Consider the following 5,234-nt stretch of genomic DNA (forward strand, 5'->3'; position numbering starts at 1 on the left):
TTATATACTCTTTCTATTTTTTCAAGGTGCTTCCCCTTTGCATTTTCCATGTTCCCAAACTCAAAAAATTTCACCTTTTTAATGCCAACGTATTGAAATAATGCTTTACGCATTAAAACTTTATGTGCGTTATTTAGCCAAAACATGGGATAAAAGGTCGGACCTTTCATTACAGAAATACATACGACTGATTTACCCTTCAACAAACCTTCTGGTAACAACTTACCGTTATCTTTGTATGCAAATCCTGAAGCAAAAATTTTATCAATATAACCCAATAACATAGCTGGTGGTCTCCCCCACCATATAGGATAGATAAAAATAATCTTTTCTGCCCACGATAGTTGATTACGATAGTTCTCTAAATCTGGATCTTTATACATATCTCTTCTCTTACTCTTCTCCCCAAATGTAAGGATTGGATTAAAATTTTCACCATATAAATCTAAGACCTGAACATTTTGGATAGCATGGTTTTCCTTACACCCTCGAATTACCCCTTGTAAAAATGAGTAGCTTAAGCTTTGGTGATTGGGATGGGTAAAAACAATTAAAACATTCATAAAAAACACCTCTTTAGTTATCATTTGATAACTAAAGGGTAACATCCACCCGATTTAGTTGTCAATTGATAATTGTTTTTTGATAATATATTTGATACTTTGTAAAATGAGGTGATTTATATGGACAAAGGTGAGCTTTTCCAACAGTTTGTTCGATTTACTACATCTGTACATCAAGTGACAAACGATATGACAAAAGAAATTAGAATTGAAAACATAACTACCGTTCAATATAAAATATTAGAGTTCATTACAGTTAGCCAACCTGTAACCCTCAGTGAGGTCAGTGAATGCTTACATCTATCTTTACCTAATTCTAGCCGTGAGTTAAAGAAATTAATCCAAAACCAACTATGCGAAAAAATTATTGTTCCGAATGATCGCCGCAAGTTTGATATTCGTCTTACAGAAAAAGGAACGGCACTAATGAACAAAGTATTTCAACAGCTTGAATTAAAATTCCAAGAGCGAATTTATAATTTGACAGAGCCAGAACTAAAAGAAATTCAAGAGGCAATCAAAATTTTACAAACTAAATTTTTTGCATAGGTGAAATGGAAAGGTCCAAGATGAAAAATATCATGAAATCATTTGTTAATTTTAAAAAGTTATATTATAACTCTTATTGCCGTAAGATAGACTTCTACTTTTTTCATGTAAAAGTAAAACCCACAGGGGGCAGAAAATCCCCCAAACTATTAGTCCGAGGGAACATAAAACACACTTTAATTTTCAGTTAAAAACCATTTAACCTATTAATACCAATCTATTTTAACTCTATCAACGCCAAACACTCGACGTGTGTTTTAATAAAAAGATGATACTGACACGCATAATTATTATTTTTGTATAAAGGTGCACCGTCCTACACTCACTATATGTCCACATTTCACTCTCGCCAACTAGCGATTAATTTTATGACGTTAAACTATGGCTATTCCTTTATTGAATATATCTATATGTAAGCGTCAAATAGTACCCACATTTTCAGTTTAGTTCATTAATGCGATTATCTACCTAGAAATAATTCGGGAGGTTATGCGACCCATTATTTTAAGTGTACTTTTTCACAATTAGCTATTACTTTTGAAAAGTCCTAATTACTATTTTCCATATAGTTAACCATATAAGGAAGAGTCCGAAGAGTCCATAAACCAATAATAGCTATAATCAGTCAAATGATTACAGTCATAAAAACAGGATCAAAATGAAAATAGGTACACTCTACCTATGTTTAACTCTACGGAGCGTTTGTTGATTCTAATCATATAAAACCCTAAGATGAAAATAGAGTAGGAGGAAAAAAAGATGGATAATCGTAAAGTTGGAGAGTTAATTTATAATTTACGGAAAGAAAAAGGGCTGACACAGAAACAATTAGCTGATCAAATGAACATATCTGATCGAACGATTTCAAAATGGGAGCGTGGGTATGGCTGTCCAGATGTCACGCTATTACCAAGTTTATCTATCCTATTGGGCGTAAATATAGAAAATATTTTAGATGGTGAATTATTGTCGAATGAATTTGTAGGAGGAAATATGAAAAAGTCAAATTATTTTGTCTGTCCGTCATGTAATAATGTTGTATTAGCCACTGGAGATATCACCCTATCTTGCTGTGGGAGAAGATTAGAACGATTAGCAGCAAAGAAAGCAACAGACAAAGAAAAGCTATCAATTACAGAAATTGATAATGAATGGTTTATTTCAAGCGATCACCCTATGACAAAAGATCACTATATATCATTTATTGCTGTTGCTACTGGTGATCAAGTTCAAATTATAAAACAGTATCCTGAGTGGGATTTACAAACACGTATCCCGAAACGGAAACATAGCAAACTGCTATGGTATGATACCCAATTTAGTTTATATTATCAGATTTTATCATAATTTTTTATATAAAATCAAAACCACCAGTGTGAACTGGTGGTTTGCTCTGCGGCTAGAAGCCTCTCTTACCGGCCTCTCTATAGAATTTCTTTATTTCTTCCGATTTCTTAATCCCGTAAATCGGTAGTTTATGTTTTAATTAGACACTTTTAAATGTATCTTTGCTACAGCTTCAATATGTGTTTTGATAGGATGATGATACTGAAACGCGTATAGTTGGATTTTGCATAATGATGTACCCCCTAATTTCAGGAGGACTCAAACATTTTACTCATCTTCAATTGGTACAAATACTCGTTGTTTGTTATTTTCGGTAGGACTATACAGAATCTCAATTTCTTTATATCGTAGTTTAACGACTTCATCAATAATATTATCATTTCCATCGCTCTCCTTGTTTTGTTTCATACTTTTTTTACTTTGCTCAAGTTTTTCTTTTCTAACTCAACTCTTTCTTTTCATTTACTAACACCTCTTTTAGCTTTACCAACAACAAACATCTTGATTCCAATTTCAGGTAGAATGCCCCAACCAGTAAAATATAATTATCAGTTAATTTATCTAATGATTTTTCAAATTTTATATTTTTATCAACCAATTCGTCACTACTCCGCTGCTATATCATTGAATAGACCCTCTCAACCTCTAAAACAAAATGATGAAGTATATAAAAACAACAACAGATTAGATATTCTCTAATTAAGCTCGGTAATTCAAAAATATGGGTCGGTATTTCTTCCTCTTTTCATGAAAGTATCTCGATCCAGCAAACTACCGGTAAGCTTATGACCCGTGATGTAAGCCTGAATACGTTGAAAGTAAATACGAAAGTAGTCACTGTCGAAATCCATGATGTTGAATTTCAGCAATTTCAATTACGAAATGATAACGGTACATGTCATCTTAATTTTTTTAAAAAAACTGGAAATATCGATATCCAATCCTTTGTCGGAATGATCCAACTGTCCTTACATGAAATTGGAAACAGCATTAAAGTGCACGGAGGAAATAGAGGGGCAATCATCCACATTCCTGCTAATGCTCCCGTACAAATTAGCGGCGATCAAAAGTGTACGGTTGTAGCAAAAACGAATAACGGTTCACATTCTATGAATTTAAAATCAAGAGTGGGCCGTATCAAGGTACTTAACCATTAAACGAAAAGCCTTACTACTTCTTTCTATAACATGAAAAAGAGCACCAAATACTGGTGCTCTTCATCTCTAACTTTATGACGTTAAAATAAACTCTCCTTAAATCAGCCCCCTCAATCCACCGTTCGAGTTAAAATAAAGTTTTCTCAAATAACAGAAGGGAGAATATTGGAGAAAAGAGATCAAGAGAAATGATAAAAAATATTGGATGAGTATTGATTTGTTATTGAAGATAAGATTAAGTTGACATTGGATAAACCCCGTATTGACAAGGGATAGAGACATAATCAATTATGAATGAACTATTGAAAAGATATTGATTTGTATTGAAAAGGGCAAAAAAATCCCGGGCTCTTATTGGAAGAAACCCGAGAATTATTGATCCAGACCCGGAAATCGGAAATGTTTATTTTGTTTCGGTATAATATTTTAATTAGACAAATTTCAACTCTATCAACGCCACACACTCGACGTGTGTTTTAATAAAAGATGATACTGACACGCATAATTATTATTTTTGTATGAAGGTGCGACGTCCTAAACTCACTATATGTCCTCATTTCACTCTCGCCAACTAGCGATTAATTTTATGATGTTAAACTATGGCTATTCAATTTTTGAAAATACTTATATACTCTTTCTATTTTTTCAAGGTGCTTCCCCTTTGCATTTTCCATGTTCCCAAACTCAAAAAATTTCACCTTTTTAATGCCAACGTATTGAAATAATGCTTTACGCATTAAAACTTTATGTGCGTTATTTAGCCAAAACATGGGATAAAAGGTCGGACCTTTCATTACAGAAATACATACGACTGATTTACCCTTCAACAAACCTTCTGGTAACAACTTACCGTTATCTTTGTATGCAAATCCTGAAGCAAAAATTTTATCAATATAACCCAATAACATAGCTGGTGGTCTCCCCCACCATATAGGATAGATAAAAATAATCTTTTCTGCCCACGATAGTTGATTACGATAGTTCTCTAAATCTGGATCTTTATACATATCTCTTCTCTTACTCTTCTCCCCAAATGTAAGGATTGGATTAAAATTTTCACCATATAAATCTAAGACCTGAACATTTTGGATAGCATGGTTTTCCTTACACCCTCGAATTACCCCTTGTAAAAATGAGTAGCTTAAGCTTTGGTGATTGGGATGGGTAAAAACAATTAAAACATTCATAAAAAACACCTCTTTAGTTATCATTTGATAACTAAAGGGTAACATCCACCCGATTTAGTTGTCAATTGATAATTGTTTTTTGATAATATATTTGATACTTTGTAAAATGAGGTGATTTATATGGACAAAGGTGAGCTTTTCCAACAGTTTGTTCGATTTACTACATCTGTACATCAAGTGACAAACGATATGACAAAAGAAATTAGAATTGAAAACATAACTACCGTTCAATATAAAATATTAGAGTTCATTACAGTTAGCCAACCTGTAACCCTCAGTGAGGTCAGTGAATGCTTACATCTATCTTTACCTAATTCTAGCCGTGAGTTAAAGAAATTAATCCAAAACCAACTATGCGAAAAAATTATTGTTCCGAATGATCGCCGCAAGTTTGATATTCGTCTTACAGAAAAAGGAACGGCACTAATGAA

7 protein-coding genes are annotated in these 5,234 nt (G+C 33.0%); 4 read left to right on the forward strand and 3 right to left on the reverse strand.

All coding sequences use genetic code 11. From position 1 onward, the window contains the following. A partial coding sequence (locus H7K77_RS13905; RefSeq protein ID WP_186578432.1) for an NAD(P)H-dependent oxidoreductase occupies positions 1–563 on the reverse strand: 563 nt, incomplete at its 3' end. A gap of 120 nt (positions 564–683) precedes the next feature. On the opposite strand from H7K77_RS13905, the gene H7K77_RS13910 reads away from it, so the two are divergent. Then, positions 684–1,112 carry a MarR family winged helix-turn-helix transcriptional regulator gene (locus H7K77_RS13910; protein ID WP_186578462.1) on the forward strand — a complete coding sequence of 143 codons (429 nt, stop codon included), beginning with the start codon at positions 684–686 and terminating at the stop codon, positions 1,110–1,112. Between the two features lie 759 nt (positions 1,113–1,871). Continuing rightward, entirely contained in the window at positions 1,872–2,459 is a 588-nt protein-coding gene (locus tag H7K77_RS13915) for a helix-turn-helix domain-containing protein (protein WP_186578463.1), read from the forward strand. Positions 2,460–2,726: 267 nt separating this feature from the next. Here the strand turns inward: H7K77_RS13915 and H7K77_RS13920 are convergent, their stop codons facing one another. Next, positions 2,727–2,867, reverse strand: coding sequence for a hypothetical protein (locus H7K77_RS13920; RefSeq protein WP_186578464.1), 141 nt, complete (start codon positions 2,865–2,867; stop codon positions 2,727–2,729). A 353-nt stretch (positions 2,868–3,220) separates the two neighbouring features. On the opposite strand from H7K77_RS13920, the gene H7K77_RS13925 reads away from it, so the two are divergent. Continuing rightward, a complete protein-coding gene (locus H7K77_RS13925; RefSeq protein WP_328701127.1) occupies positions 3,221–3,616 on the forward strand; it encodes a DUF4097 family beta strand repeat-containing protein in 396 nt (131 codons plus the stop codon). Positions 3,617–4,200: 584 nt separating this feature from the next. On the opposite strand, the gene H7K77_RS13930 is transcribed toward H7K77_RS13925, so the two are convergent. Further along, a complete protein-coding gene (locus tag H7K77_RS13930; RefSeq protein ID WP_186578465.1) occupies positions 4,201–4,803 on the reverse strand; it encodes an NAD(P)H-dependent oxidoreductase in 603 nt (200 codons plus the stop codon). A 120-nt stretch (positions 4,804–4,923) separates the two neighbouring features. On the opposite strand from H7K77_RS13930, the gene H7K77_RS13935 reads away from it, so the two are divergent. Further along, the coding region (locus H7K77_RS13935) for a MarR family winged helix-turn-helix transcriptional regulator (RefSeq protein WP_186578466.1) at positions 4,924–5,234 on the forward strand (311 nt) is incomplete at its 3' end.

The sequence above is a fragment of the Aquibacillus kalidii genome (genome assembly GCF_014280935.1).
Classification (GTDB): Bacteria; Bacillota; Bacilli; order Bacillales; family Amphibacillaceae; genus Aquibacillus_D; species Aquibacillus_D kalidii.

Excerpts from the sequence above, each read along its gene's own strand:
- H7K77_RS13910 (WP_186578462.1), top strand. The coding sequence starts at position 684 with ATGGACAAAGGTGAGCTTTTCCAACAGTTTGTTCGATTTACTACATCT.
- H7K77_RS13915 (WP_186578463.1), top strand. The coding sequence starts at position 1,872 with ATGGATAATCGTAAAGTTGGAGAGTTAATTTATAATTTACGGAAAGAA.
- H7K77_RS13920 (WP_186578464.1), bottom strand. The coding sequence starts at position 2,867 with ATGAAACAAAACAAGGAGAGCGATGGAAATGATAATATTATTGATGAA.
- H7K77_RS13930 (WP_186578465.1), bottom strand. The coding sequence starts at position 4,803 with ATGAATGTTTTAATTGTTTTTACCCATCCCAATCACCAAAGCTTAAGC.